The 26109-nt window shown below is 54.3% G+C and carries 30 protein-coding genes and 1 other annotated feature; of the genes, 13 read left to right on the top strand and 17 right to left on the bottom strand.

From position 1 onward, the window contains the following. Positions 1 to 192 precede the first annotated feature (192 nt). From oppA to ACQG19_RS13895, 6 genes are all read left to right on the top strand, one after another. Positions 193 to 1824, top strand: coding sequence for an oligopeptide ABC transporter substrate-binding protein OppA (oppA, locus tag ACQG19_RS13920; protein ID WP_020690922.1), 1632 nt, complete (start codon positions 193 to 195; stop codon positions 1822 to 1824). Between the two features lie 83 nt (positions 1825 to 1907). Further along, on the top strand, positions 1908 to 2828 hold the full coding sequence (gene oppB, locus ACQG19_RS13915; RefSeq protein ID WP_013096271.1) for an oligopeptide ABC transporter permease OppB: 921 nt from the start codon (positions 1908 to 1910) through the stop codon (positions 2826 to 2828). A 12-nt stretch (positions 2829 to 2840) separates the two neighbouring features. Next, positions 2841 to 3749, top strand: coding sequence for an oligopeptide ABC transporter permease OppC (gene oppC / locus ACQG19_RS13910; protein WP_013096272.1), 909 nt, complete (start codon positions 2841 to 2843; stop codon positions 3747 to 3749). Positions 3750 to 3760: 11 nt separating this feature from the next. Continuing rightward, positions 3761 to 4774 carry an ABC transporter ATP-binding protein gene (locus ACQG19_RS13905; protein WP_013096273.1) on the top strand — a complete coding sequence of 338 codons (1014 nt, stop codon included), beginning with the start codon at positions 3761 to 3763 and terminating at the stop codon, positions 4772 to 4774. Then, positions 4771 to 5775, top strand: a complete 1005-nt coding sequence (gene oppF, locus ACQG19_RS13900) for a murein tripeptide/oligopeptide ABC transporter ATP-binding protein OppF (RefSeq protein WP_020690924.1) — start codon at positions 4771 to 4773, stop codon at positions 5773 to 5775. The genes ACQG19_RS13905 and oppF overlap by 4 nt, the downstream gene beginning before the upstream one ends. Positions 5776 to 5789: 14 nt before the next feature. Then, entirely contained in the window at positions 5790 to 6659 is an 870-nt protein-coding gene (locus ACQG19_RS13895; RefSeq protein WP_020690925.1) for an ion transporter, read from the top strand. Between the two features lie 29 nt (positions 6660 to 6688). Here ACQG19_RS13895 and ACQG19_RS13890 read toward each other — a convergent pair whose 3' ends face one another. Together ACQG19_RS13890 and cls are read right to left on the bottom strand one after the other, a co-directional pair. Further along, positions 6689 to 7018 (bottom strand): HI1450 family dsDNA-mimic protein, encoded by a 330-nt coding sequence (locus ACQG19_RS13890; protein ID WP_013096276.1) that lies wholly within the window; start codon positions 7016 to 7018, stop codon positions 6689 to 6691. 33 nt (positions 7019 to 7051) lie between these two features. Continuing rightward, complete coding sequence (cls, locus tag ACQG19_RS13885) at positions 7052 to 8512, bottom strand: cardiolipin synthase (protein ID WP_020690926.1); 1461 nt, start codon at positions 8510 to 8512, stop codon at positions 7052 to 7054. 144 nt (positions 8513 to 8656) lie between these two features. Between cls and ACQG19_RS13880 the strand changes: the two genes are divergently transcribed. Continuing rightward, positions 8657 to 8830 carry a YciY family protein gene (locus ACQG19_RS13880; RefSeq protein ID WP_086528096.1) on the top strand — a complete coding sequence of 58 codons (174 nt, stop codon included), beginning with the start codon at positions 8657 to 8659 and terminating at the stop codon, positions 8828 to 8830. 107 nt (positions 8831 to 8937) lie between these two features. Continuing rightward, positions 8938 to 9573: a leucine efflux protein LeuE gene (gene leuE / locus ACQG19_RS13875; protein ID WP_013096278.1), complete on the top strand. Its 636-nt coding sequence runs from the start codon at positions 8938 to 8940 to the stop codon at positions 9571 to 9573. Between the two features lie 35 nt (positions 9574 to 9608). Here the strand turns inward: leuE and ACQG19_RS13870 are convergent, their stop codons facing one another. Continuing rightward, positions 9609 to 9905, bottom strand: coding sequence for a YciI family protein (locus tag ACQG19_RS13870; protein ID WP_008502794.1), 297 nt, complete (start codon positions 9903 to 9905; stop codon positions 9609 to 9611). 220 nt (positions 9906 to 10125) lie between these two features. Here ACQG19_RS13870 and tonB point away from each other — a divergent pair, with 220 nt between their 5' ends. Then, on the top strand, positions 10126 to 10851 hold the full coding sequence (tonB, locus tag ACQG19_RS13865; RefSeq protein ID WP_246931902.1) for a TonB system transport protein TonB: 726 nt from the start codon (positions 10126 to 10128) through the stop codon (positions 10849 to 10851). A gap of 38 nt (positions 10852 to 10889) precedes the next feature. Here tonB and yciA read toward each other — a convergent pair whose 3' ends face one another. From yciA to ACQG19_RS13845, 4 genes are all read right to left on the bottom strand, one after another. Beyond that, positions 10890 to 11285 (bottom strand): acyl-CoA thioester hydrolase YciA, encoded by a 396-nt coding sequence (yciA, locus tag ACQG19_RS13860; protein WP_013096281.1) that lies wholly within the window; start codon positions 11283 to 11285, stop codon positions 10890 to 10892. Between the two features lie 105 nt (positions 11286 to 11390). After that, entirely contained in the window at positions 11391 to 11930 is a 540-nt protein-coding gene (locus ACQG19_RS13855; RefSeq protein ID WP_013096282.1) for a septation protein A, read from the bottom strand. A 56-nt stretch (positions 11931 to 11986) separates the two neighbouring features. Then, a complete protein-coding gene (locus ACQG19_RS13850; RefSeq protein WP_013096283.1) occupies positions 11987 to 12730 on the bottom strand; it encodes a YciC family protein in 744 nt (247 codons plus the stop codon). A 25-nt stretch (positions 12731 to 12755) separates the two neighbouring features. After that, entirely contained in the window at positions 12756 to 13160 is a 405-nt protein-coding gene (locus ACQG19_RS13845; RefSeq protein WP_058650762.1) for a YkgJ family cysteine cluster protein, read from the bottom strand. Positions 13161 to 13441: 281 nt separating this feature from the next. On the opposite strand from ACQG19_RS13845, the gene ompW reads away from it, so the two are divergent. Then, complete coding sequence (gene ompW / locus ACQG19_RS13840) at positions 13442 to 14074, top strand: outer membrane protein OmpW (protein ID WP_246931661.1); 633 nt, start codon at positions 13442 to 13444, stop codon at positions 14072 to 14074. Positions 14075 to 14127: 53 nt separating this feature from the next. Here ompW and ACQG19_RS13835 read toward each other — a convergent pair whose 3' ends face one another. From ACQG19_RS13835 to trpL, 10 genes are all read right to left on the bottom strand, one after another. Beyond that, on the bottom strand, positions 14128 to 14532 hold the full coding sequence (locus tag ACQG19_RS13835) for a cell envelope integrity TolA C-terminal domain-containing protein (protein WP_038419776.1): 405 nt from the start codon (positions 14530 to 14532) through the stop codon (positions 14128 to 14130). Between the two features lie 88 nt (positions 14533 to 14620). Beyond that, the gene (uspF, locus tag ACQG19_RS13830) at positions 14621 to 15055 is read right to left on the bottom strand and encodes a universal stress protein UspF (RefSeq protein WP_013096287.1); all 435 of its coding nucleotides are present in this window, start codon (positions 15053 to 15055) and stop codon (positions 14621 to 14623) included. A gap of 131 nt (positions 15056 to 15186) precedes the next feature. Further along, positions 15187 to 15420, bottom strand: a complete 234-nt coding sequence (gene yedF, locus ACQG19_RS13825) for a sulfurtransferase-like selenium metabolism protein YedF (protein ID WP_013096288.1) — start codon at positions 15418 to 15420, stop codon at positions 15187 to 15189. Beyond that, complete coding sequence (gene yedE, locus ACQG19_RS13820) at positions 15417 to 16628, bottom strand: selenium metabolism membrane protein YedE/FdhT (protein ID WP_029883576.1); 1212 nt, start codon at positions 16626 to 16628, stop codon at positions 15417 to 15419. The genes yedF and yedE overlap by 4 nt, the downstream gene beginning before the upstream one ends. 182 nt (positions 16629 to 16810) lie before the next feature. Then, on the bottom strand, positions 16811 to 17620 hold the full coding sequence (trpA, locus tag ACQG19_RS13815; protein ID WP_040022190.1) for a tryptophan synthase subunit alpha: 810 nt from the start codon (positions 17618 to 17620) through the stop codon (positions 16811 to 16813). Next, positions 17620 to 18813, bottom strand: a complete 1194-nt coding sequence (gene trpB / locus ACQG19_RS13810) for a tryptophan synthase subunit beta (protein ID WP_013096356.1) — start codon at positions 18811 to 18813, stop codon at positions 17620 to 17622. The genes trpA and trpB overlap by 1 nt, the downstream gene beginning before the upstream one ends. Before the next feature lie 10 nt (positions 18814 to 18823). Further along, positions 18824 to 20182, bottom strand: coding sequence for a bifunctional indole-3-glycerol-phosphate synthase TrpC/phosphoribosylanthranilate isomerase TrpF (gene trpCF / locus ACQG19_RS13805; protein WP_246931662.1), 1359 nt, complete (start codon positions 20180 to 20182; stop codon positions 18824 to 18826). A 3-nt stretch (positions 20183 to 20185) separates the two neighbouring features. Further along, positions 20186 to 21781: a bifunctional anthranilate synthase glutamate amidotransferase component TrpG/anthranilate phosphoribosyltransferase TrpD gene (gene trpD, locus ACQG19_RS13800; protein ID WP_020690934.1), complete on the bottom strand. Its 1596-nt coding sequence runs from the start codon at positions 21779 to 21781 to the stop codon at positions 20186 to 20188. Then, entirely contained in the window at positions 21781 to 23343 is a 1563-nt protein-coding gene (locus tag ACQG19_RS13795; RefSeq protein WP_058682252.1) for an anthranilate synthase component 1, read from the bottom strand. Before ACQG19_RS13795 ends, trpD begins: the two co-directional genes overlap by 1 nt. Positions 23344 to 23368: 25 nt before the next feature. Continuing rightward, positions 23369 to 23462: a sequence feature (Trp leader region), on the bottom strand. Beyond that, complete coding sequence (gene trpL, locus ACQG19_RS13790; protein ID WP_106993556.1) at positions 23439 to 23483, bottom strand: trp operon leader peptide; 45 nt, start codon at positions 23481 to 23483, stop codon at positions 23439 to 23441. It overlaps the preceding feature by 24 nt. 139 nt (positions 23484 to 23622) lie before the next feature. Here trpL and rnm point away from each other — a divergent pair, with 139 nt between their 5' ends. The 3 genes from rnm to rluB all read left to right on the top strand — a co-directional run bounded on the left by rnm (position 23623) and on the right by rluB (position 26093). Continuing rightward, a complete protein-coding gene (gene rnm, locus ACQG19_RS13785; protein WP_246931664.1) occupies positions 23623 to 24504 on the top strand; it encodes an RNase RNM in 882 nt (293 codons plus the stop codon). Then, positions 24501 to 25121 carry an L-threonylcarbamoyladenylate synthase gene (locus ACQG19_RS13780; protein WP_013096362.1) on the top strand — a complete coding sequence of 207 codons (621 nt, stop codon included), beginning with the start codon at positions 24501 to 24503 and terminating at the stop codon, positions 25119 to 25121. Before rnm ends, ACQG19_RS13780 begins: the two co-directional genes overlap by 4 nt. Before the next feature lie 96 nt (positions 25122 to 25217). Beyond that, a complete protein-coding gene (gene rluB / locus ACQG19_RS13775) occupies positions 25218 to 26093 on the top strand; it encodes a 23S rRNA pseudouridine(2605) synthase RluB (RefSeq protein WP_013096363.1) in 876 nt (291 codons plus the stop codon). Positions 26094 to 26109 lie beyond the last annotated feature (16 nt).

Raw genomic sequence — 26109 nt, 5'->3', positions numbered from 1 at the left:
AGACAGGGGAGACGTGTAAAGAATCGACGCAAGACGGCCATACGAGCGGTCAGTAATAAAGAAGTCGGTGATAGCAAGAAGTAAAAAAAGAACCTGACAGCAGCAAAAAAAACTCCTGCGCTGTACAGGCCCCAACAGGGGATTACACAGCTGGCGAAGGCCAGTAATTATAATGAGTGGAGTACCAACACAATGTCCATCATCACAAAAAAAAATCTGGTAGCGGCGGGGATTTTAACTGCGCTAATCGCGGGCAACGCTGCAATGGCTGCGGACGTGCCTGCAGGGGTACAGCTGGCTGAGAAGCAGACGCTGGTACGTAACAACGGGGCGGAAGTTCAGTCTCTTGATCCGCATAAAATTGAGGGCGTGCCAGAGTCAAACGTCAACCGCGACCTGTTTGAAGGGCTGCTGGTCACTGACGTAGAAGGCCACCCGGCGCCGGGTGTCGCCGAAAAGTGGGAAAACAAAGATTTTAAAGTCTGGACCTTCCATCTGCGCAAAGATGCTAAATGGTCCGACGGTACACCGGTTACCGCCGAAGATTTCGTTTACAGCTGGCAGCGCCTGGCGAATCCAAACACCGCCTCTCCGTATGCGAGCTATCTGCAATATGGCCATATCGCCAATATCGATGACATCATCGCCGGTAAAAAACCGGTCACCGATCTGGGTGTAAAAGCGATTGATGCCAACACGTTTGAAGTGACGTTGAGCGAACCTGTTCCGTACTTCTATAAGCTGCTGGTTCACCCGTCTGTCTCCCCGGTACCGAAATCCGCAGTGGAAAAATTCGGTGAAAAATGGACCCAGCCTGCCAATATTGTGACCAACGGTGCTTATAAACTGAAAGACTGGGTGGTCAACGAACGTATGGTTCTGGAGCGTAACCCGCAATACTGGGATAACGCCAAAACCGTGATTAACCAGGTGACCTACCTGCCAATCTCTTCTGAAGTGACTGACGTGAACCGCTACCGCAGCGGTGAAATCGACATGACCTATAACAACATGCCGATTGAACTGTTCCAGAAACTGAAGAAAGAAATCCCAAAAGAAGTTCATGTCGATCCATACCTGTGTACTTATTACTACGAAATTAACAACCAGAAAGCACCGTTCACCGACGTACGTGTCCGTACGGCGCTTAAGCTGGCACTGGATCGCGATATCATCGTGAACAAAGTGAAAAACCAGGGCGATCTGCCAGCCTACAGCTACACTCCACCGTACACCGATGGCATGAAACTGGTTGAACCTGAGTGGTTCAAGTGGTCACAGGAAAAACGTAACGAAGAAGCGAAAAAACTGCTGGCCGAAGCAGGATACACCGCAGATAAGCCGCTGACGTTTAACCTGCTGTACAACACCTCCGATCTGCATAAAAAACTGGCGATTGCCGTTGCCTCTATCTGGAAGAAAAACCTGGGCGCGAACGTTAAGCTGGAAAACCAGGAGTGGAAAACCTTCCTGGATACCCGTCATCAGGGCACCTTTGACGTGGCGCGTGCAGGCTGGTGTGCGGACTATAATGAACCGACATCCTTCCTGAATACCATGCTCAGCGACAGCTCGAACAACACGGCGCACTATAAGAGCCCGGCATTCGATAAGCTTATCGCTGAAACGCTGCAGGTTACTGACGATGCAAAACGCGCAGACCTGTACGCCAAAGCAGAACAACAGCTCGATAAAGACTCGGCAATTGTACCGGTTTACTACTACGTGAACGCCCGCCTGGTGAAACCATGGGTTGGCGGGTATACCGGTAAAGACCCGTTGGATAATATTTCCGTTAAGAATCTTTATATTATCAAGCATTAATGGCAATACGTGGGGCGGGCCTGGCTTGCCCCACTGTGTCTACTTTGTAACATTCATCAGGCACACGCCAGAAGGTACGGGCAATGTTGAAATTTATCCTGCGTCGCTGTTTAGAAGCGATACCAACGTTATTTATTCTAATTACAATTTCCTTCTTTATGATGCGTCTCGCGCCGGGAAGTCCATTCACGGGTGAACGTACGCTGCCACCTGAAGTGATGGCGAATATCGAAGCGAAATATCATTTAAACGATCCTATCTCCACGCAATACTTCAACTATCTGAAGCAACTGGCGCATGGCGATTTCGGGCCGTCATTCAAATATAAAGACTATTCCGTTAACGACCTGGTGGCGTCCAGCTTCCCGGTATCGGCAAAACTGGGTGCTGCGGCATTCTTGTTGGCCGTGGTTCTCGGGGTCACCGCAGGCGTTATCGCCGCGCTTAAACAAAATACCAAATGGGATTATACGGTAATGGGGGTCGCAATGACCGGGGTGGTTATCCCCAGCTTCGTTGTCGCGCCGTTACTGGTGATGATATTTGCCATCACGCTGAAATGGCTGCCCGGCGGCGGCTGGAACGGCGGGGCATTGAAATTCATGATTTTACCGATGGTGGCGCTTTCTCTGGCTTACATCGCCAGTATCGCGCGTATCACCCGTGGTTCGATGATTGAAGTGTTACATTCAAACTTCATCCGTACCGCGCGCGCGAAAGGGTTGCCGATGCGCCGGATTATCTTCCGCCATGCGCTCAAGCCGGCTCTTTTACCTGTGCTCTCGTACATGGGACCGGCGTTCGTCGGTATTATTACCGGTTCAATGGTTATTGAAACCATCTACGGTCTGCCGGGTATTGGCCAGCTGTTTGTTAACGGTGCCCTTAACCGCGACTATTCTCTGGTGCTGAGCCTGACGATCCTTGTGGGTGCATTGACCATTCTCTTTAACGCTGTTGTCGATGTGCTGTATGCCGTTATCGACCCGAAAATCCGTTACTAACTGGAGCACGCCATGATGTTGAGTAAGAAAAACAGCGAGGCGCTGGAAAACTTCAGTGAAAAACTGGAAGTCGAAGGGCGTAGCCTCTGGCAGGACGCCCGCCGTCGCTTTATGCATAACCGCGCAGCGGTCGCCAGTCTGGTTGTTCTGGTGCTGATCGCGCTGTTTGTGACCCTGGCGCCGATGCTCTCGCAATTCACCTATTTCGATACGGACTGGGGCATGATGTCCAGCGCGCCGGATATGGAGTCCGGCCACTACTTTGGTACGGACTCGTCCGGCCGTGACCTGCTGGTCCGCGTCGCCATTGGTGGCCGTATTTCATTGATGGTGGGGATTGCTGCAGCGCTGGTGGCCGTGATCGTCGGCACGCTCTATGGCTCGCTCTCCGGCTATCTCGGCGGGAAAGTGGACTCGGTCATGATGCGTCTGCTGGAGATTTTAAACTCCTTCCCGTTCATGTTCTTCGTGATCCTGCTGGTGACCTTCTTCGGCCAGAACATCCTGTTGATCTTCGTGGCCATCGGCATGGTCTCCTGGCTGGATATGGCGCGTATCGTACGTGGCCAGACGCTGAGCCTTAAACGCAAAGAGTTTATCGAAGCGGCGCAGGTGGGGGGTGTATCGACAGGAAATATCGTTGTCCGCCACATTGTTCCTAACGTGCTGGGCGTGGTGGTGGTGTATGCCTCACTGCTGGTACCAAGCATGATCCTGTTTGAATCCTTCCTGAGCTTCCTTGGGCTGGGCACGCAAGAGCCGCTGAGCAGCTGGGGCGCGCTGTTGAGCGATGGCGCAAACTCAATGGAAGTTTCACCGTGGCTGCTGTTATACCCGGCGGGTTTCCTGGTCGTGACCCTGTTCTGTTTCAACTTTATCGGCGATGGCCTGCGTGATGCCCTCGACCCGAAAGACCGTTAAGGAGCGCCGTCATGACAATTATTGAAACGGCAACCGCGCCACAGGCGCAACAGCGGAGTGACCTTCTGCTGGATGTAAACGATCTCCGCGTCACCTTTAAGACGCCGGACGGGGATGTCACCGCCGTAAACGATCTCAACTTCAACCTGCGCGCGGGTGAAACGCTGGGTATCGTGGGCGAATCCGGCTCCGGGAAATCTCAGACGGCGTTCGCGCTGATGGGGCTGCTGGCCGCAAACGGTGTAATTGGCGGATCCGCCAAATTCAACGGACGTGAGATCCTCAACCTGCCTGAACACGAGCTGAACAAGCTGCGTGCTGAGCAGATTTCAATGATTTTCCAGGATCCGATGACCTCGTTGAACCCGTACATGCGCGTCGGTGAGCAACTGATGGAAGTCCTGATGCTGCACAAAGGGTTGAGCAAAGCCGAAGCCTTTGAAGAGTCCGTTAAAATGCTCGATGCGGTAAAAATGCCAGAGGCGCGTAAGCGCATGCGCATGTTCCCGCATGAGTTCTCTGGCGGTATGCGTCAGCGTGTGATGATTGCCATGGCGCTGCTGTGTCGTCCAAAACTGCTGATTGCCGATGAACCGACCACCGCGCTGGATGTGACCGTCCAGGCGCAAATCATGACCCTGCTGAACGAGCTTAAGCGTGAGTTCAACACGGCGATTATCATGATCACCCACGATTTGGGCGTGGTTGCCGGTATCTGTGACAAAGTGCTGGTGATGTATGCTGGTCGTACGATGGAATATGGCAAAGCGCGCGATGTTTTCTATCAGCCTGCGCATCCGTACTCGATCGGCCTGTTGAATGCGGTGCCACGTCTTGATGCGGAAGGGGAATCCCTGTTGACCATTCCGGGCAACCCGCCAAACCTGCTGCGCCTGCCGAAAGGCTGCCCGTTCCAGCCGCGCTGCCCGCACGCGATGGAGATTTGTAACAGCGCTCCGCCGCTGGAAGAGTTTGCACCAGGCCGTCTGCGCGCCTGCTTTAAGCCGCAGGAGGAGCTGGTATGAACGCATTAGATGAAAAAAGAAATGTGCTGCTCGAAATTGCCGATCTTAAAGTGCATTTCGACATCAAAGACGGTAAACAGTGGTTCTGGCAGCCGCCCAAGACCCTGAAAGCTGTGGATGGCGTAACGCTTCGTCTGTATGAAGGGGAAACGCTGGGCGTGGTGGGTGAGTCCGGCTGCGGTAAATCGACCTTTGCGCGTGCCATTATCGGTCTGGTGAAAGCGACCGGTGGTAAAGTGGCATGGCTGGGTAAAGATCTGCTGGGGATGAAGCCCGAAGAGTGGCGCGACGTACGCAGCGATATCCAGATGATATTCCAGGATCCGCTGGCGTCCTTAAACCCGCGTATGACCATTGGTGAAATCATTGCCGAGCCGCTGCGGACCTATCATCCGAAGATGCCACGTCAGGAAGTACGCGATCGTGTTAAGGCGATGATGATGAAAGTGGGGCTGCTGCCAAACCTCATCAACCGCTATCCGCACGAATTCTCCGGCGGCCAGTGTCAGCGTATCGGTATTGCCCGCGCGTTAATCCTTGAGCCGAAGCTGATCATCTGCGATGAGCCTGTCTCCGCGCTGGACGTGTCGATTCAGGCGCAGGTGGTTAACCTGCTGCAGAAGCTACAGCGTGAGATGGGGCTGTCGCTGATCTTCATTGCGCACGACCTGGCGGTGGTGAAGCACATTTCTGACCGCGTACTGGTTATGTACCTGGGCCATGCCGTGGAGCTGGGCACCTATGATGAGGTGTACCACAATCCACTGCACCCCTACACCAAAGCGCTGATGTCCGCGGTGCCAATTCCCGATCCCGATCTGGAAAAAAATAAAACCATCCAACTGCTGGAAGGCGAATTGCCGTCGCCGATTAATCCGCCATCAGGCTGCGTGTTCCGTACGCGATGCCCACTGGCCGGGCCGGAGTGTGCGAAAACACGACCGGTTCTGGAAGGCAGTTTCCGACATGCGGTTTCCTGCCTGAAAGTAGACCCGTTATAATCGCAAGGGCTGACATGATGTCAGCCCTTATTTTTTGCGAGGTTACCGTGTCGAGTCTATTCACCTCTGCCCGTCGGCGGCTTTATCATTTTTTATTCGATCCTAAAACGATATCCGGACGCCGCTTCGAAGGGATCTGCGGGCTGTTTGCACTCATCAGCGTGGTGGTTATTTTCTTTGAATCGGGAGCCGGGACGCAGTATCACCTGACCTATGATGAATGGCATATATTTGTCTGGATCGAACTGATTATTACCCTGGTCTTTACTGCCGAATATCTGCTGCGGGTCGTCTGCTGGCCCAACCCGGCGAGATATGTTTTCAGTTTCTGGGGATTTATCGATTTAGCCACCGTCCTGCCGCTCTACGTCATGTGGTTGTGGCCGGAGATTAGCCTGAGCTATGTCTTTGCATGGCGGGCGATGCGCGTTATTCGTGTATTACGTATTCTGAAATTGCTGCGTTTTATGCCGTCTCTGCGGGTCTTCTGGAGCGCAATAGTCAGTGCCCGGCATCAGCTCATTCTGTTTTACTCGTTTATCGCGATCGTCATGATTGTTTTCGGTGCGTTGATGTACCTGATAGAAGGGCCAAAATATGGCTTCACAACGCTGAATGCCTCTGTGTATTGGGCCATTGTCACCGTCACGACCGTTGGCTACGGGGATATCACGCCGCATACGCCGCTTGGACGTATCGTCGCATCGGTGCTGATTCTGATTGGGTATTCGGTGATTGCCATTCCGACAGGTCTTATCACAACCCATATGAGCAGCGCATTTCAGAGCCGCAAACAGCAGCGAAAATGTCCGGGTTGTCGCCAGGCTGAACATGAGCTTAACGCCCGCTTCTGTAACCGTTGCGGGAGTGCGCTACCGGATTAAACAAAAAAGGCTGCATCCGCAGCCTTTTACTATTCGCGCCAGATGATATGGCACAGCTTATGGTCTTTCTCGCGGCAGAGCAGCACGCGGGCGAAGATGTCATTAATTTCGCCACCATCTTCATCTGCCAGCCCAATCACCACTTCGGCAAAGAAGTCAGGATTGAGATCGTAATCCACGTGCTCAGCCCAGTCTTCTGCAGGGTCGAATAACTCCGCGCCGCCGCGCTCTTCGAACTGCAGATTAAAGAGGATCACATCTGCGGGATCGAGGTTATCAACCGCCAGTTCGAGAAAAATGTCATAGGCCTGCTCGAGCGTTTCGTCTTCGGTCAGGCGATTGTTCAGATCCATTTCCATGATGACTACCTGTTAAACATCGTTGGGCACGTTTTACAGCAACGGACTAAAGAAGTAAAACAGTCGTTCAGCAATTCTCTGCCACAGCGGACGTTTTACCCACAGCCGGGCATCCAGCAGGCGCGAACGGGAGATATAATCGTCCTGTACCGCCGCCAGGTCTCCGCCGAATCCGGCATCATCAATGACCAGCGTGATTTCAAAGTTTAACCACAGGCTGCGCATATCCAGGTTTACCGTGCCCACCAGACTTAACTCACCGTCCACGAGGACGCTTTTGGTATGCAGGAGCCCGCCTTCAAACTGGTAGATTTTTACCCCGGCGGCAAGCAGTTCGCTAAAGAACGCGCGGCTGGCCCAGCCCACCAGAAGCGAGTCATTTTTGCGTGGCAGAATGATGCTGACATCGACACCGCGCTGTGCTGCGGTGCAGATTGCGTGCAGCAGGTCATCGCTCGGAACGAAGTACGGGGTGGTCATGATCAGATATTCACGCGCCGCGTAAGTGGCGGTCAGCAGCGCCTGATGGATTAAATCCTCCGGGAAACCCGGCCCGGAGGCAATGGTATGGATGGTATGTCCGCTGGCCTCTTCAAAGGGCATGATATTGCCATCCGGTGGCGGCGGGAGAATACGCTTACCGGTTTCTATCTCCCAGTCGCAGGAATAGACAATCCCCATGGAGGTGGCAATCGGTCCTTCCATCCTTGCCATCAGGTCAATCCACTGGCCGACCCCCGAGTCCTGCTTGAAGAAGCGGGGATCAACCATGTTCATGCTGCCGGTATAGGCAATATAGTTGTCGATCATGATCATCTTGCGGTGCTGGCGAAGGTCCATCCGGCGCAGGAAAACGCGCAGTAAATTGACCTTTAACGCCTCGACCACTTCGATGCCGGCATTACGCATCATCCCTGCCCAGGGGCTACGGAAAAAGGCGACGCTGCCTGCGGAGTCGAGCATCAAACGGCAGTGAATGCCACGACGTGCGGCAGCCATCAGCGATTCCGCCACCTGGTCTGCCATCCCGCCGGGCTGCCAGATATAGAACACCATCTCGATATTGTGACGAGCCAGTTGAATATCGCGGATCAAGGCCTGCATGACGTCATCAGAAGAGGTCAGCAGCTGGAGCTGATTGCCTTTTACCCCACCAATACCTTGTCTGAGTTCACACAGTTTAAATAATGAGGAGGCAACGCTGCTGTTTTCCTCTGCGAAGATGTGTTTACAGGCTTTGAGATCGCTCAGCCATTTGGCGGTGGAAGGCCACATGGCCCGGGCACGCTCGGCACGACGCTTGCCCAGATGAAGTTCACCGAAAGAGAGATAGGCAATAATTCCTACCAGCGGCAGGATATAAATTATAAGAAGCCAGGCCATGGCAGAGGGTACGGCTCTGCGCTTCATCAGGATGCGCAATGTCACACCCGCGATTAACAGCCAGTATCCCAGAATGACCAGCCAACTCACCACGGTGTAGAAGGTTGTCATAGGTAAAAAAATCCTTTTGAAAGCGTATTGTTATGAGTGTACGCATCAGGAATCATCTGGCAAATAAAAACGCCAGGTAAAAGCGCTGGTTTGCTGCAGGGTTGGGTTTATAATGGCCTCTCTTTTAGAGAAAGAGTTGTAGACATGAAGCGCAGTAGAACTGAAGTAGGGCGCTGGCGCATGTTGCGACAGGTGAACCGTCGTAAGGCTCGTTGGCTGGAAGCACAATCCCGCCGCAATATGCGTATACACGCCATCAGGAAATGTGGAATGACCCGGCACCGCAATGCGTTGCTGTTCGCAGTCCAGGATTTCTGAGAACCATCAGGGCACCGCAAGGTGCCCAATGATTTTATGGCGTATGGTTGTTGGGAATAGCGTCTTTGCAGCGCTATTCCTGTTGTGTTGAGCAAAAGGAGGGAGAAGTGTTTGCGGAGTTTGGCGTACTGAATTTCTGGACATACGTTGTCGGCGCATTTTTTATTGTGCTGGTGCCAGGGCCGAATACTTTATTTGTGCTGAAAACCGGGATTGGTCACGGCGTTAAAAAAGGGTATCTCGCCGCCACCGGCGTGTTTATCGGCGATGCCGTACTGATGTTCCTGGCCTGGGCGGGCGTTGCCGCGTTAATTCAGACCACACCGGTACTGTTTAATATCGTACGTTATTTAGGTGCTTTTTATCTGCTGTGGCTGGGCGGTAAAATGCTCTGGTCGGTCATTACCCGTCAGAATAATACACATGAAAGCGGTACCGAGCCTGCCAGCATGATCATGAAACGCTCGCTGGTATTGAGCCTGACGAACCCGAAAGCGATTCTGTTCTACGTCTCGTTCTTTGTTCAGTTTATCGATGTGAATGCGAAGAATACCGGTACCTCTTTCCTGATCCTCGCGACCACGCTTGAGCTAATAAGCTTTATGTATATGAGCTTCCTGATCTTCTCAGGCGCTTTTGTCACACGTTATCTGAAAACGAAAAAGAAACTGGCAAAGCTGGGGAACGGCCTGATAGGACTGTTGTTTGTCGGGTTTGCGGCGCGGTTAGCATCGCTGCATTGATTGAAAGAAAGGCTCCTGAGGGAGCCTTTTTGGTATCAGAACACTTTCTTGTACGGTCGAACCGTCACTTTCGCATAAACACCCGCAGCAACGTACGGATCGGCATCGGCCCAGGCCTGAGCGGCCTCCTGGGATTCAAACTCGGCAATCACCGTGGAGCCAGAAAAACCGGCAGCACCCGGATCGTTGCTGTCGACGGCTGGCATAGGGCCCGCAGTCAGTAAACGCCCTTCATCCTGTAGCAACTGTAAGCGTGCGAGGTGAGCAGGGCGTACAGACTGGCGTTTTTCCAGGGAATCAGCGACATCTTCAGAGTAAATCACGTAAAACACGGTGAAGCTCCTTAACCATTAAAAGTGTCAGTTACGTTATGTGAAAGGACAACTGACTGCAATGTAAAATAAAAACAATGTTAATACCCTGATCTGAATGCCTCTTTTTTGGCCTCTCCCGCGCCTAAATTGCGCCAGAACAAAGTGTCTTATTGAATATGATTGCTATTTGCATTTAAAATCAGGGTTCGGTTTTTTAACGTTGATGATTATGACTTCGATGACCCTTGATTTACCTCGCCGCTTTCCCTGGCCGACGCTGCTTTCTGTCGTGATTCACGGTGCTGTCGTGGCGGGTTTGCTCTATACCTCGGTTCATCAGGTTATTGAAATGCCAGCGCCTTCGCAGCCCATTTCAGTGACGATGGTCTCGCCTGCGGATCTTGAGCCGCCGCAGGTTGCACCACCGCCGCAGCCGGTTGCTGAGCCGGAGCCAGAACCAGAACCTGAGCCGGTTCCGGAGCCACCAAAGGAAGCGCCGGTGGTGATCCATAAGCCCGAACCCAAACCGAAGCCTAAGCCGAAACCAAAACCGGTGAAAAAGGTGGAGGAGCGCCCTAAACGGGAAGAACGCCCGGTTGAACCACGCGCTACGCAGAGGGTAGAAAACACAGCGCCTTCGCGTCCGTTGATGAATAACACGCCCACGACCGCAAAACCGACGCCAACCGCGCCCGCTGGCCCGCGCGCCGTGAGCCGCAACCAGCCGCAATATCCTCCTCGTGCTCAGGCGTTGCGCATTGAAGGTCGCGTGCGGGTCAAATTTGACGTCACCCCGGACGGGCGTGTTGATAACGTGGAAATCTTGTCTGCTCAGCCTTCAAATATGTTTGAGCGTGAAGTGAAATCGGCGATGCGCAGATGGCGTTATGAGCCAGGCAAACCAGGCAGTGGGTTGATCGTTAATATTGTTTTCCGCCTGAACGGCGGGGCGCAGATGGAATAAGAAAAGCCTCCGCAAGGAGGCTTTTTTATGTCTGACGATCAGGCCTGAGGCAGCTGGCGGGGTTTGCCCTCGCTATCGACTGCCACATAAATAAACAGCGCTTCTGTTGCTTTATAACGCTGTCCAATCGGTTCAGATGAGACCTTTTTCACCCAGACTTCAATGTTAATGGAAATGGAAGTATTACCGCGCTTGACGCAGCGTGCATAGCAGCAGACCACATCACCCACCGCGACCGGGCGCAGGAAGGTCATCCCATCCACCCGGACGGTCACAACGCGACCATGCGCGATCTCTTTTGCCAGAATTGCGCCGCCCATATCCATTTGCGACATCAGCCAGCCGCCAAAAATATCGCCATTGGCATTCGTGTCCGCAGGCATTGCCAGTGTGCGTAAAACCAGTTCGCCCTGAGGGGCGTCATTTGTTGTCATTGTTTTAAACTCGTAACTGAAGACTTCAGGCGGGATGCTACTATGATTTTTGGCAGGAGAGAATAGACCAGAACGCCTGTTGTGCACGTTCTGGTCGGGGATTCATCAGTGTTTATCATCCTGCGGCATGTGCCGGTAGATATAGACACCGCTTAACAGAGTGAAGATGAGCGTCAGCGCCGTCAGGCCAAAGACCTTGAAGTTGACCCAGATATTCTGCGGCAGCCAGAAGGCGATGTAGATATTCGCCAGGCCGCAAAGAATAAAGAACAGCGCCCAGGCGATATTCAGACGGGACCATACTTCCTGTGGCAGCGTCAGCTCTTTACCCAGCATGCGCTGGATCAGTGGCTTTTTCATTACCCACTGGCTGATCAGCAACGCACCGGCAAACAGCGCGTAAATCACGGTGACTTTCCATTTAATGAATTCATCATTGTGGAAGAACAGCGTCAGGCCACCGAACACGGCCACCAGTGCGAACGTAATCAGAGCCATTTTTTCGACTTTACGATAGCGAACCCAGCTGTAGATCAGCACGATAGCGGTAGCAACGATCAGCGCCATCGTGGCTGCATAAATGTCATACAGCTTATAAAACGCGAAAAACACGACCAGCGGTAAAAAATCAAGAAACTGCTTCATTCTGTGATTCCATCTTCTGTGTGTGGCCGGGTGCTGCGCTGCACCCCGCCACAGGATTACTGACGAATTAACATATACAGGCGGAACAGATAAACCAGCAGTATCGCTGAAATCAGATTACTCAGCGTGTTGGCTACCACCGCACCGACGTTCGGCGTTAAGACTGCAAAGTTTGGGGCAAACAGCAGCAGGAGCGTTTTGGCCAGCAGCCAGCTAATTACGGCCGGTGCCACCAGGCGCATATTGGCCCATGCCAGTTTGATGCTGCTGCGCATGGCGGTAAAGATCCCCATTTTGTCCTGCACCACCATCACCGGAGCGAACGCGAGGACGATAGCCAGCAGCACGCCTGGAACCACAACGAGCATGATCCCCATCTGCACCAGCAGGGTGGTTAAAAAGATGAGGATAAACAGCTTAGGCAATACCGGCGCGCTGGCACCGATCGCCCGTAAGGCGCTGACGCGATGGCCTGCAGAAACCAGCTGGATCATCAGCAGAACACCGCCCGCGAGAATGGCATTGCCGATCAGTCCAGAGAAAGTCGATGCCGCAGAGGCCCGCAGCAGGATTTGCTGCTGCTCTGGCGTCATGTTTTGCACCAGCTCAAACAACCCCACGCTCCCTGCAAGATGGTCGCCCTGGCTCAGGCTAGCGATCTGTTCGTCACTCGGAGAGAACGCGTGACCCAGCACCACCGTAATAAAGGCGCATAACAACGCGATCAGTAAAAAGGTTACGAACTGATTGCGGAAAAAGTTTCCCGTGTCACGGTAGACAGACTTCGCCGTGATAGACATGCACTCTCCTTGAGTATTGCAGGTGTTAATTAGCCGGCAATTGTACACCGGATAACGCGGTCGTGGCAGCATCAAGGCTTGTATGGAAAAGCATATCTTTGTAAAGCGGCGGTAATCCGAAGCGCGCGCGGGCGCGATTACAGGCTTCGTTGACCTGACCCTCTTCGCCAGACATCGCAAAGTCCCGACACGGGCTGGGGCGATCCTCATAGATGGAGCAGCGGGTCGACACGCCTGGCTCGCCTTGTAACGCCACACAGCGGGCCTGCTTTTGATTTGTACCGCTCATGCAGCGCAGAAAAGGGGATAACGGTTCAGTGAGATGAACCGGAACGGTGCCGCCGCCATCGCTGGCTTCGGCCCAGTAGAAAGAGACTCGAAAATACGCACAACAGGCTCCGCACGTCATGCACGGGTTCATATCACTCATGGCACACCTGCAAAAAAGAACGCATCAAATCACATTGTGAGAGCGCTAAATTATCCAGCCGCCATTCGAAGAGCAAGAGGGGGGAAACAGAAAATTTTGTAACCGGGAAATGCCAAAAATTGACGTAAGAACAACTTTTGGCCTTACGGTGTGTCACCAAAAATTAACCCAGATCAATGAATGTTAAGTTACTGGTTTTAATGTGATCTGTGACAGATCACTTATTACTCATTTGTGAGTATATTCTCATCCGCAGCTAAAACCACAACGATGGAGCGGATATGAAAAAATTAGCGGTGGCAGCCCTTATCTTAAGCAGTCTCTCTGGCGGCGCGTATGCGCATGAAGCAGGTGAATTCTTTATTCGTGCCGGTTCGGCAACGGTACGTCCAACTGAAGGTTCTGATAACGTGCTGGGAATGGGCGGCTTCAACGTCAGCAACAACACCCAGTTAGGTTTAACATTCACGTATATGGCGACGGATAACATTGGCGTTGAGCTTCTGGCAGCGACGCCATTCCGTCATCGCGTTGGTTTAGGCCCAACCGGTGATATCGCCACGGTGCATCATCTGCCGCCAACGCTGATGGCGCAGTGGTACTTTGGTGACTCAAGCAGCAAACTGCGTCCCTATATTGGCGCAGGCGTGAACTACACAACCTTCTTTGATGAGAATTTTAACGATACCGGTAAAGAGGCCGGACTGACCGATCTCAGTCTGAAAGATTCATGGGGCGTGGCAGGACAGGTGGGGATGGACTATCTCATTAACCGCGACTGGTTAATTAACGCCTCGGTCTGGTATATGGATATCGATACCGATGTCCGCTTCAAGGCAGGCGGACAGCAACAAAGCATCAGTACCCGTCTGGATCCATGGGTATTTATGTTCTCTGCAGGTTATCGTTTCTGATTCTACTTTCCGGGACTGGCCAGAACATGGCCAGTCTTTCTAGCGGCTTACCTCTACGGTTGCCCCTCCATGTTCCAGCGGGCAGAACCCATATCCTGAAATACACGCTCGTCTGTGAAGGGCGGGAAGGTGGCCCGTGTTGCCGCGTCGGCTAAAGCCTGGCAATACGCTTTGTCTCCGCCTTTTATCTCCAGGTTCTGCAGTAGCCCGTCGACGGTGAAGTCGAGATGCATGTTGCATCGCTTACCATTCCAGGCGTGCGGATCGGTCAGCGCCGAGTCCAGCGCTTTCTTTATCGCGGCAGCCTGTTGACCATAGATATCCTTATCGGAGACTTTACCGGACTGCTTATAGGAGCACGAGTCGAGAGCGGTTTTCTTCTGACAACCTTCAGGCGCGAGAGGGGCACAGCCCGTTATTGCTGTGGCAAGGCATATCAGCATCACTACTTTTTTCATTGTTAAGTCCGTTTATCGAAATTATTTTATTGTACAACGATTTAAATCAGCCCCGGGATTCCGGGGCTTAAGTTTCTCACCAGCCTCGCTAGCGTACAACCAGCACCGGGCATTTTGCATGGCGTACCACAACCGCCGCGTTTGAACCTAAAAGGTAGGTTGTGATATCCGGTCGATGGGACGCAATGATAATAAGGTCTGCGTTGATACTGTCAGCCAGCTTCAGGATCTGATCTTTAGGCGCACCTGAGATGGCGTGTGTCTCCACACGATCGGCAGGTAAATTGAACTGCTTAACCATCTCTTTGAGCTTCGTAAGGGCTTCCTCCTGAATCTCCGCCAGCTTTGGCATTTCAACCGAATACGCCAGCCCAAGCGATGAATAGTAAGGGAAAGAAGGCACTACCGTCAGAAAATGGATTTTACCGTTACCGATTGCTGCGTTTGCCTGAACATAGGGAATCACCTGTTCGGTCAGACGACTTTCAGAGATATCGACAGGGACTAAAATTGAATTAAACATACCTCACCTCCTGTTTGTTTTTTATCCACTTTAAGTGTAGTGCTACCATTTTCAGTGGCGCTGTATTCGCCATCAAAATGGGAGGTGAGGCAGCTTTTTTGACGGGGGGACGCCCCCCGTCACCTGGCGGTTTACTTCTGGATAAGATAGCGAATGGTCGGGCCATCCTGCTGAATATCCAGTACGGTATAACCGTGGTTTTTGGCATCCAGAGGAATGTTGTTGATGGACTGCGGGCAGTCGCTCACCACTTCCAGAATTTCCCCTTTTTGAAGCTGCGGGAGCGCTTCAAGCGTAGCGACAGCCGGGTAAGGACACGGTTCACCGACCATATCAAGGCGGTAGTCAGGCACAATCTCTTTCATGCTGCATTCTCCTGGGGTTCAGGTTTAACCGTGGCACGGCGAAAGAAGCGTTTCTCTTGCGCGACAACCAGTAAAAAAGCGACCAGCAGCAGGGCGTAGGTCACCAGCAGCCCGCCGAGCGGGCCAAACGTGCTGAGCAGATTCACCTTGTCCCAGTTCGTGGCCAGCACCGGAGACAAATCGTCCCAGTACCAGGCCAGCAGGGTGGAGCCGATGACGTTCCCCAGACCTACCCACCAGTAATGCACCTGACCTTCAACCGCGCGGTACATCCAGCCGGTTTCACACCCGCCAGCCAGTACAATTCCGAAGCCAAACAGCAGACCGCCAATCACCGCGTTCGGACCAGCCCACATGATTTTCGGCTCAACACCCAGTTGCACATAGCTGAAGATGCCAATGGCGCTTACCGCCATACCCGCAATAATCGCTTTGGCCATCATTGTACGGCCGGTGATCCACATATCGCGAAACGCCGAGGTGAAGCAAATCTGCGCACGTTCTATCAGCAGGCCGAAACCGACACCGAACAACATGGCCAGACCCAGCTTAGGCTGGTTGAGCGCCGTACAGAGCGCCCAGGCGACCATGGCGAAAAAGACCAGCATGCCGAGACGAAAACGACGACGCGCCTGAGAAGGCTTTTGCGTCAGCGGCGAGGCAGCGCTGACCTTCACCATTTTGACCGGAATGCGGAACAGCGGCAGGAGGGTAAACTTCGCGCCAAAGTAAGAGCCAATCGCCGTGGCGACAGCAAAAAACCAGGCGTGCAGCGAAAACTGTGGAATGCCGGTAAAGAAAGCGGCCAGGTTACACCCCATCGCCAGACGGGCGCCGAATCCGGCAATCATGCCGCCGACAATCGCCTGCATAACGCGTATCCGGCTTTTAGGCATTCGCAACTTAACGTTGTTAGCCCACAGCGCGGCGGCAAAACACCCCCCGAACATGCCGATAATCATCATACCGTCGATACGGGTCAGCGGCGTGCCGTCCAGATGAATAAGCTTAAAGTAACCCCACTCCTCGGTATGTACGCCAGCGAGCTGCAGCAGTTGCCCACCCCAGCGGGTGAATTCGCCGGTCACGGCCCAGAAGGTGCCGGTAATGCCGAAATAGTAGGTGGAAAGGATCCCCGCCGCGATGACGGCCGGTACTGGTGACCAGAACTTAACCAGGTAAGTCTGTTTGAAGTATTGCCATGACATGAGTAAGCCTCTGAACTCAGAAGGTTTAAAGCCGAAAAGAGACCAAATCATACGCTTACGGCAAGGTTTGAAAAGCCATTGACGCCGAAAATATCGATGGGATCAATTTTGGCGTAACGCTTAAGTGATAGCAGGAATATAAGAGGAAGACCGTCTGGCTGAGTCGCCAGACGGTGGAAGGGTCAGGCTTTACGCGTTGCGGCTTTCATCGCCGTAACAAATGCTTTGAGTTCAGCCAGCATCTGATCGGGTTTGTCCACGTTCTTCTCAATGATTTTGACGATAGCAGAGCCGGAGATCGCGCCTGCCGCTTTTGCGTCAATTGCCGCCGTAACCTGATCCGGGGATGAAATGCCGAATCCCTGCAGCGGAGGTGCTGCGTGGTATTCAGCCAGTTTTTCAACCAGATGATGCAGCGGCAGCGCGGCTTTGTTTTCAGCACCCGTCACGCCCGCGCGGGAGAGCAGGTAGGTGTAACCACGGCCGTAAGAGGCAATCTGGCGCAGCAGTTCGTCATCGGCGTTTGGCGGGCAGATGAAAATCGGCGCCACGTTATGACGCATAGCAGCCTGGCGGAACGGTGCAGATTCTTCAACCGGGACGTCGGCCACCAGCACGGAGTCAACGCCGACCCGCGCGCACTCGGCATAAAATTCGTCGATTCCGCGGTTAAAGACCAGGTTGGCATACATCAGCAGGCCAATCGGAATGGTCGGGTGCTTCTGACGGATCGCGGCAAGCATCTCAAAACACTGCGTTGGGGTTACGCCCGCGGCAAAGGCACGCAGAGTGGCGTTCTGAATGGTCGGGCCATCCGCCAGAGGGTCAGAGAACGGGATCCCCAGCTCCAGCGCATCGGCACCGGCTTCAATCAGGGCGTCGATAATTTTTAGCGACTGTTCCGGGCCCGGATCGCCCAGGGTTACGAAGGGAACGAACGCGCCTTCCTGGCGGGATTTCAGTTGTGCAAATGCGTTATCGTAGCGTTCCATCAGATTTCCCCTCGTGCTTTCAGAATATCGTGAACGGTGAAGATATCTTTATCACCGCGACCGGAAAGGTTAACGACCAGCAGTTGCTCTTTTTCCGGGTTTTCTTTCATCATTTTCAGCGCATGCGCCAGAGCATGCGAGGACTCCAGCGCCGGTATGATCCCTTCGCTGCGGCACAGCGTCTTAAACGCTTCCAGCGCTTCGTCATCGGTGATGGAGACGTAGTCCGCGCGTCCGGTGCTGTTCAGGAACGCATGCTGTGGCCCGACGGACGGGAAATCCAGACCGGCAGAGATGGAGTACGACTCTTCAATCTGACCTTCATCGGTCTGCATCATCGGCGCTTTCATGCCGAAGTAGATCCCCACGCGGCCATGTTTCAGCGGAGCGCCGTGCTCACCGGTTTCAATCCCGTGACCCGCTGGCTCCACGCCGATCAGGCCAACACGGGTTTCGTCGATAAAATCAGCGAACATCCCGATGGCGTTTGATCCCCCGCCCACACAGGCAATCACCGCGTCCGGCAGACGGCCTTCTTTTTCAAGGATCTGCGCTTTGGTCTCTTCGCCAATCATGCGCTGGAATTCACGCACGATAGTCGGGAACGGGTGCGGACCAGCGGCTGTGCCGAGCATGTAGTGCGCGGTTTCATAGCTACCAGACCAGTCGCGCAGCGCTTCGTTACAGGCATCTTTCAGCGTGGCAGAACCACTGTGAACTGGGATCACTTCTGCGCCCATCAGACGCATACGGAATACGTTCGGAGACTGACGCTCAACGTCTTTCGCCCCCATATAGATACGGCATTTCAGGCCGAGGAGGGCGCTGGCCAGTGCTGATGCCACGCCGTGCTGACCCGCGCCGGTTTCGGCGATGATCTCGGTTTTGCCCATCCGTTTTGCCAGCAGTGCCTGTCCTAACACCTGGTTGGTTTTATGCGCGCCGCCGTGCAGCAGGTCTTCACGCTTGAGGTACAGCGTGGTTTTGGTGCCGGCAGTCAGGTTACGGCATTTGGTCAGCGCTGTTGGACGGCCCGCGTAGTTTTTCAGCAGGTCGGTAAATTCAGCCTGAAACGCTGGATCTTTCTGTGCGCTCACAAACGCTTCTTCCAGCTGGCGCAGTGCGGGCATCAGGATCTGCGGAACGTACATCCCGCCGAACTCACCAAAATACGGGTTAAGTAATGTCGTCATTTTTTCTTCCTTAATATGCACGCAGAGTTTTAAATACCGAGGCCAGCTTACTGGCATCTTTGATGCCCGGTTGCGACTCTACGCCTGAATTGAAATCGAGGCCCGCGCAGCCGGTTTTGGCTGCTTCCACACAGTTATCCGGGCTAAGTCCACCCGCCAGCAGGACATTGTCCAGCGCTTCGCCGTTCAGCAGTGACCAGTCAAAACGCTGGCCTGTACCGCCCTGGCCGTTATCGAGCACGTATTTATCAACATGATTCAGGTTACGTGCTGGCAGGGTGCTGCCCACGCTCTGCGCTTTCCAGATCTGAACCTGAGGAGCCAGCCCGGCACGCAGGGCATCGATGTATGCCTGATCTTCATCACCGTGCAGTTGTACTGCACTAAGGGATAACGCTTCGGCTTTTGCCGTAACGTCCGCAATATCAGCGTTACGGAAGACGCCCACATAGCTGAGTGGGGCTGCCGCTATCACCTTGCGTGCCTGTTCATCGCTCACCGCACGCGGTGAGGAGCCCACAAAGATCAACCCGCCGTAAATAGCCCCCGCCTCATAGGCAGCCTGGGCATCCTGTTCGCGGGTTAAGCCGCACACTTTGTTTTCACCCAACAGCACCCGACGCACTGCGGCATTGAGATCGTCATGTGCCATCATCGCGGAGCCAATCAGGAAACCGTTGGCGAAGTGGCTCAACTCACGCACCTGGGCGTAGCTGTTGATCCCGGATTCACTGATAACGGTCACGCCAGAGCCCAGATGCGGTGCCAGCTGACGCGTACGATTCAGGTCGATTGACAGATCGCGCAGATCGCGGTTGTTAATCCCGACCACTTTCGCCTGCAGTGCAATGGCACGCTCCAGCTCTTCTTCGTTGCTCACCTCGGTCAGCACGCCCATGTTGAGGCTGTGCGCCACCGCAGCCAGCTGGCGATACTGCTCGTCGTCGAGTACCGAGAGCATCAGCAGGCAGGCGTCAGCCTGGTAAAAACGCGCCAGCCAGATCTGATACGGGTCGATAATAAAGTCTTTGCACAGAATCGGTTGCGGCGCGATGCTGCTGACAACAGGCAGAAAATCGAAGCTGCCCTGGAAATATTTCTCATCCGTCAGCACGGAGATCGCCGACGCATGATGCTTATAAATGCCGGCAATACGCGCCGGATCGAAATCCTCACGGATAACGCCTTTCGACGGGGAGGCTTTTTTGCACTCAAGAATAAATGCGGTGCGCGCGCCCTGCAGGGCATCATAGAAACGACGGCTGCTTGGGACGACGTCGTTCTGAAAACTGGCAAGCGGCTGCTGCGCTTTGCGGGCTTCCACCCAGATGGCCTTATCGGCAACGATTTTCGCTAAAACGGTCTGCATTCTTTACCCTCTTGCCGCAAGTGCGGTAACGCGATCGTAAGCTGCACCAGAGCGCAGTACGTCCAGAACTTTTTGTGCGTTGGCTTTGAGATCCTCTTCGCCGTGCAATCGCATCAGCATGGCGACGTTGGCTGCCACGGCTGCCTCATGGGCGACCTCTCCCTTACCTTGTAATAAGCGCGTGAGAATGTCACGGTTTTCTTCCGGCGTGCCGCCTGCCAGCGCCTCCTGATGATACGGCGTTAAACCAAAGTCGGCGGCTTCCAGCTGATAGCTCAGGATTTCGCCATTGCGCAGTTCCGCAACGAGAGTTGGCGCGTGAAGGGACACTTCATCCATTCCCCCGCTGTGAACCACTGCCGCGCGCTGATAACCGAGCACGCGCAGGGTTTCGGCAATTGGCAGAACCAGTTCCGGGCTGTAAACACCAATCAGCGCCAGCGGCGGGTGCGCCGGGTTGATCAGCGGCCCCAGTACGTTAAACAGCGTGCGTGTTTTGAGTTGCTGACGAACCGGCATCGCATGGCGGAAACCGGTGTGATACTTCGGCGCAAACAGGAAGCAGACGCCCAGATCGTCCAGCGCTTCACGGGAGCGTTCGGCGTTCATATCCAGGTTAATGCCGAAGGCAGCCAGCAAATCGGACGAGCCCGAGCGGCTGGAGACGCTGCGGTTACCGTGTTTCGCCACTTTCAGGCCACACGCCGCGGCCACGAAGGCACTGGCGGTGGAGATATTGATGCTATTGCTGCCATCTCCCCCGGTGCCGACGATATCCGCAAACTGATAATCCGGGCGCGGGAAGGGGGCGGCATTTTCCAGCAGGGCCGTGGCGGCACCGGCGATTTCTTGCGGGCTTTCGCCGCGCACTTTCATGCTTACCAGTGCGGCCGCCAGCTGTTCAGGTTTCAGCTCACCGCGAACCACAGCAGAAAAGAGCTGGTGGCTCTCCTGCTGGCTCAGGGTCTGCGCCTGATACAGCTTTTCCAGAATCGGTTGCAGCGTGTTGGTCTGCTCCAGTTTCTGCAACGCCCAGTCCAGCGTCTGCTCCAGCAGTCGCGCGCCATGGGTCGTGAGAATCGACTCCGGATGGAACTGCATGCCGCAGACGCGATCCGCATCGTGACGCACAGCCATCACCATCCCTTCAAACGAGGCGTTAATGGTCAGCCCGGCCGGGATGTTGCTGCCTACCAGGGAGTGATAACGCGCAACCGGCAGCGGATTTGGCAGGCCGGCAAACATCGCCTGGCCGTCATGTTCAATGCTGGAGGCCTTGCCATGCAGGATCTCACCTGCCTGACCCACGTAGCCGCCATAGGCTTCCACAATCGCCTGGTGACCCAGACAGATACCGATAATCGGCAGTTTACCGCGCATACGGGTCAGCAGCTCCGGCATACAGCCCGCTTCACTGGGGGCACCTGGACCAGGAGAGAGCATCAGCACCGGGTTTTGCATGGTTGCCAGACGGTCTATCAGCGTCTGTGCCGGAACATGGTTACGATAGATAACGACGTTGTGACCATTCGCACGCAGCTGATCTGCCAGGTTATAGGTAAAAGAGTCGATGTTATCGAGCAGCAGAATGTCAGCCATCAGAAAATCTCCTGTGCGTGATGTGCGGTAGCAATGGCGCGCAATACCGCGCGGGCTTTACTGCGGGTTTCGTCAGCTTCAGACTGCGGAACAGAATCCAGAACAATCCCTGCGCCTGCCTGCACGGTAGCGATACCGTCCTCAACGTAGGCGGAGCGGATCACAATGCAGGTATCCAGATCGCCATGGGCAGTGAAGTAGCCCACTGCACCACCGTAACTGCCGCGACGGCGCCCTTCAGCCGCCGCGATCAGCTGCATGGCGCGAACTTTCGGCGCGCCGCTCAGCGTGCCCATGTTCATACAGGCGCGGTAGGCGTGAAGCACGTCGAGGTCGCTCCGCAGTTCGCCCACCACGCGGGATACCAGATGCATAACAAACGAGTAGCGGTCGACCTTGGTTAAGTCCGCCACGTAGCGGCTGCCAGGGGTACAAATGCGCGCCAGGTCGTTACGGGCCAGATCAACCAGCATCAGATGCTCGGAGAGCTCTTTATGGTCGGTACGCATTTCCAGCTCAATGCGGCTGTCGAGATCGCGATCCAGCGAGCCATCGGCTCGACGGCCGCGTGGACGGGTTCCGGCAATCGGGTAGATCTCAATCTGGCGGCTGGTGGCGTCATATTTCAGTGAACTTTCAGGGGATGCGCCAAACAGGGTGAAATCGTTGTCCTGCATAAAGAACATGTACGGGCTTGGGTTGCTCTTTTTCAGCACGTCATAGGCCGCGAGCGGCGACGGGCAGGGCAGAGAGAAACGACGGGAAGGAACAACCTGGAAAATTTCTCCGGCGCGAATCGCTTTTTGCATCTGGCGAACCACGGCACCGTACTGATCGTCGCTCTGATTAACCTCACAGGTCATTTTCTCGACACGATGTACAGGCAGCGCAGGCGGCGCTTCGGTCATTTGTTGCTGCAACTGCTCAATACGCTGCTCAAGGCGTTTTTTCTCTGTCGCGGATGGCGTGAAGAGGCTTGCCTGAATACGGGTGTTTTTTTTCTGGTGGTCGATCACCAGTAAGGTTTCGGCCAGGTAGAAGCAGTAGTCGGGGCAGCGGTTACCCTGTTCAATGTCCGGTAAATCTTCGAACCCGGCCACCAGGTCGTAAGCAAACAGCCCGCCAAAGAACATTGCTTCGCGTTCATCTTCCGGCACGGCGACCAAATTTTGCAGCAGACGGAAGGCATCAAAAACGGAAAGAGAGCACAGGCGTGCGTCTTCGTCCAGCAACTGGCTCACCGGCGGGAAGTGCAGAACGCGCATTTCAGGATGGTGTTCATTTTCGATACCAGCAGGCAGGCTCGCATCCAGTAACGGCAGCAGAGCCGCACCGTTATCCGATAACGCTTTGATAGTGACAGTGTCACCTAGCGCCGTAATGCGCAGCGCGCTGTCCACCAACAGCAGGCTCTTGAGATCGTCTTTGCTGTCAATATCGGCGGATTCCAGTAACAACGTGGCTGGACGCGCACCGCAGACCTGATGAAACAGCGCGGTTGGGTTGTGGCGATAGGCCGCCTCGCTGGTCAGCAATTCGAGGTGTGGTTTGGCTGTTTGCATTATGTTGTTCTCATTTATTCTGTTCAAAAAAAAGCCCGCTGATGAGCGGGCGGGTATCTGTTTGCTGTACGCAAACGTGTGACACTGCCCGGAAATCAGGAAGTGCGCCACCAACCGTGCAGAGTGAAATGTGCAGTCATTTTCAGATACCTTTCTCGTGTGAACTTGCGTACTAGTTAACTAGTTCGATGGCGTATTGTCAACCCTTGATTTCAGAATTTCGTGGCAAGTCGGTATCATGGGCTTTTAAGATGTCTCTAACCTGTGACGGGAAGTGCTTTGAGCGATACCACCTACGCCGTAATTTATGATTTACACAGCCATACCCAGGCCTCCGATGGTCTGCTGACGCCCGAAGCGTTGGTGCATCGTGCCGTTGAAATGCGGGTTGGCACGCTGGCCATAACCGATCACGATACAACCGATGCCATTCCAGCCGCGCGCGCCGAGATTGCCCGCAGTGGTCTGGCACTCAAACTGGTTCCTGGCGTCGAGATATCGACCGTCTGGGAGAATCACGAAATCCATATTGTTGGCCTGAACATCGATATAGACCATCCGGTAATGTGTGCGTTTTTGCAAGAACAAAAAACGCGCCGCAATCAGCGAGCAGAAATGATCGCTGAACGTCTGGAAAAGGCGCATATTCCGGGCGCACTGGAAGGGGCAAAAAGGCTGGCAAACGGGGGCGCGGTAACGCGCGGTCATTTTGCCCGTTTTCTGGTTGAGGCAGGCAAGGCCACAACGATAGCGGATGTCTTTAAACGCTATCTGGCTCGCGGGAAAACCGGATATGTTCCGCCACAGTGGTGTACAATAAAACAAGCTATTGATGTGATTCATCATTCTGGCGGTAAGGCCGTGCTGGCCCATCCGGGGCGGTATAATCTTTCTGCTAAATGGCTGAAAAGACTGCTGGCGCATTTTGCCGAATGCGGTGGCGAGGCGATGGAAGTCGCCCAGTGTCAGCAGGCGCCCAACGAGCGTTCGCAGCTTGCGACCTACGCCCGCCAGTTTGGTTTGCTGGCGTCACAAGGCTCAGATTTTCATCAGCCCTGTGCGTGGATAGAACTGGGACGCAAGCTTTGGTTACCCGCAGGCGTTGAGCCTGTCTGGCAGCTCTGGGAACAGCCACAGCAACTTGAAGAGAGGGAAGTATGAGTCAGTTTTTCTATATTCATCCGGATAATCCGCAGCCGCGCCTGATTAATCAGGCCGTGGAGATCGTGCGTAAAGGGGGCGTTATCGTCTACCCGACCGATTCGGGTTATGCGCTGGGCTGTAAGATTGAAGATAAAGCGGCGATGGAGCGTATTTGCCGTATTCGCCAGTTGCCGGACGGTCACAACTTTACCCTGATGTGCCGGGATCTCTCTGAGCTATCGACCTATGCTTATGTCGATAACGTGGCATTTCGTCTGATTAAAAATAACACGCCGGGCAACTACACCTTCATCCTGAAAGGGACGAAAGAGGTTCCGCGCCGTCTGTTACAGGAAAAGCGCAAAACCATCGGGATGCGTGTGCCGTCTAACCCGATTGCCCAGGCCTTGCTGGAAACGCTGGGTGAGCCGATGCTCTCAACCTCGCTGATGCTGCCCGGCAGTGAATTCACCGAGTCCGATCCGGAAGAGATCAAAGACCGTCTGGAAAAGGTGGTTGAGCTGATTATTCATGGCGGTTACCTCGGTCAGCAGCCGACCACGGTTGTCGATTTAACGGAAGATGCACCGGAAGTGATTCGCGAAGGCGTGGGTGATGTTAAGCCTTTCTTGTAAAGGTGTAAGCAGCTATACTACGCGGCCATCAAATCAGGGCATAGCCCTGGTTTGACCTGATTCGACGCCTGTGAAGGCGACACCTGAGGAAGCTCAATGAGCGAGAAGTTACAGAAAGTGCTGGCGCGTGCCGGCCACGGCTCACGCCGTGAAATCGAAGCCATTATTGAAGCCGGACGCGTGAGTGTGGACGGTAAAATCGCCACGCTCGGTGACCGCGTAGAAATCGTGCCGGGGCTTAAAATCCGTATCGACGGTCATCTTATCTCGGTTAAAGAATCTGCTGAGCAGATCTGCCGCGTGCTGGCATACTACAAGCCGGAAGGTGAACTGTGTACGCGCAACGACCCGGAAGGTCGCCCGACGGTATTTGACCGTCTGCCTAAACTGCGTGGCGCACGCTGGATTGCCGTGGGGCGTCTGGATGTGAACACCTGCGGTCTGCTGCTGTTCACAACGGATGGTGAACTGGCAAACCGTCTGATGCACCCAAGTCGTGAAGTGGAACGCGAATACGCCGTACGCGTGTTCGGCCAGGTTGATGAGAACAAACTGCGCGATCTGTCGCGTGGCGTTCAGCTGGAAGACGGTCCTGCAGCGTTCAAAACCATCAAATTTACCGGTGGTGAAGGGATCAACCAGTGGTACAACGTTACCCTGACCGAAGGTCGTAACCGTGAGGTTCGTCGTCTGTGGGAAGCGGTGGGCGTGCAGGTTAGCCGCCTGATCCGTGTCCGCTACGGCGATATTCTGCTGCCAAAAGGTCTGCCACGTGGTGGCTATACCGAACTGGACCTGACGCAGACCAACTACCTGCGTGAACTGGTGGGTCTGGCGCCAGAAACCACCTCCAAAGTGGCGGTGGAGAAAGATCGCCGTCGCATGAAGGCGAACCAGATCCGTCGTGCGGTGAAACGCCACAGCCAGGTGAACAATAATCGCCGCGCTGGCAGCCGTAATAACAACGGTTAAAAATAGAAGCCCGGTT

Source organism: Enterobacter cloacae complex sp. 277I4 (genome assembly GCF_050031465.1).
GTDB lineage: Bacteria > Pseudomonadota > Gammaproteobacteria > Enterobacterales > Enterobacteriaceae > Enterobacter > Enterobacter cloacae.
The sequence above is the reverse complement of the archived record's forward strand: the minus strand, read 5'-3'. Positions and strand labels throughout refer to the sequence as shown.